1 protein-coding gene is annotated in these 344 nt (G+C 69.5%); it reads left to right on the plus strand.

The annotated features are described in order from the left end of the window. Positions 1 to 344, plus strand: a 344-nt coding sequence (locus tag J0695_RS39840; RefSeq protein ID WP_206969712.1) for an FAD-binding protein, incomplete at both ends; no start/stop codon positions are given.

Consider the following 344-nt stretch of genomic DNA (forward strand, 5'->3'; position numbering starts at 1 on the left):
CGGCGCGGACTTCGTGGTCGAGAAGGACCTTGCCTCGCTGGTCCGTGGCATGAACGCGCTGACGAAGGAGCCGCTGATCGACGAGGCGGAGCTGCGGCGCGAGATCGTCGCCCGCGACCGGGAGATCGCGAACCCCTTCACCAAGGACCTCCAGGTGATGTCGATCCGCGGCGCCCGCAACTACCTCGGCGACAAGCTGATCCGGACGGCGTCCCCGCACCGCATCCTGGACCCCAAGGCGGGCCCGCTGATCGCGGTGAAGCTGCACATCCTGACGCGCAAGTCGCTGGGCGGCCTGGAGACGGACCTCTCGTCGCGAGTCCTGACGGAGGGCGGCGAACCGC

The sequence above is a fragment of the Streptomyces beijiangensis genome, from assembly GCF_017315755.1.
In the GTDB taxonomy this organism is placed as follows: domain Bacteria; phylum Actinomycetota; class Actinomycetes; order Streptomycetales; family Streptomycetaceae; genus Streptomyces; species Streptomyces beijiangensis.